1 rRNA gene is annotated in these 1,169 nt (G+C 54.1%); it reads right to left on the bottom strand.

Going from position 1 to position 1,169, the window contains the following annotated elements:
* Position 1: 1 nt before the first annotated feature.
* A 23S ribosomal RNA gene (locus tag IQ10_RS17860) occupies positions 2 to 1,169 on the bottom strand; the annotation flags it as partial.

Raw genomic sequence — 1,169 nt, forward strand, 5'->3', positions numbered from 1 at the left:
TTTGGATAAGTCCTCGACCGATTAGTATCTGTCAGCTCCACGTGTCGCCACGCTTCCACACCAGACCTATCAACCTCATCATCTCTAAGGGGTCTTACTGGATTAACTCCATGGGAAATCTCATCTTGAGGGGGGCTTCATGCTTAGATGCTTTCAGCACTTATCCCGTCCACACGTAGCTACCCAGCGATGCTCCTGGCGGAACAACTGGTACACCAGCGGTGTGTCCATCCCGGTCCTCTCGTACTAAGGACAGCTCCTCTCAAATTTCCTACGCCCGCGACGGATAGGGACCGAACTGTCTCACGACGTTCTGAACCCAGCTCGCGTACCGCTTTAATGGGCGAACAGCCCAACCCTTGGGACCTACTTCAGCCCCAGGATGCGATGAGCCGACATCGAGGTGCCAAACCTCCCCGTCGATGTGGACTCTTGGGGGAGATAAGCCTGTTATCCCCAGGGTAGCTTTTATCCGTTGAGCGATGGCCCTTCCATGCGGAACCACCGGATCACTAAGCCCGACTTTCGTCCCTGCTCGACTTGTAGGTCTCGCAGTCAAGCTCCCTTATGCCTTTGCACTCTACGAATGATTTCCAACCATTCTGAGGGAACCTTTGGGCGCCTCCGTTACTGTTTAGGAGGCGACCGCCCCAGTCAAACTGCCCACCTGACACTGTCCCTGAACCGGATCACGGCTCGAGGTTAGAATGTCAGCACAGTCAGGGTAGTATCCCACCGACGCCTCCACCGAAGCTGGCGCTCCGGTTTCCAAGGCTCCTACCTATCCTGTACAAACTGTACCAACATCCAATATCAAGCTACAGTAAAGCTCCATGGGGTCTTTCCGTCCTGTCGCGGGTAACCTGCATCTTCACAGGTACTATAATTTCACCGGGTCTCTCGTTGAGACAGTATCCAAATCGTTACACCATTCGTGCGGGTCGGAACTTACCCGACAAGGAATTTCGCTACCTTAGGACCGTTATAGTTACGGCCGCCGTTTACTGGGGCTTCAATTCAGAGCTTCTCCCGTAAGGGATAACCCCTCCTCTTAACCTTCCAGCACCGGGCAGGTGTCAGCCCCTATACTTCGCCTTGCGGCTTCGCAGAGACCTGTGTTTTTGCTAAACAGTCGCTTGGATCTTTTCACTGCGGCTCTCTCGGGCTTG

It is taken from the genome of Halalkalibacter nanhaiisediminis, from assembly GCF_007830185.1.
Classification (GTDB): Bacteria; Bacillota; Bacilli; order Bacillales; family Bacillaceae_D; genus Halalkalibacter; species Halalkalibacter nanhaiisediminis.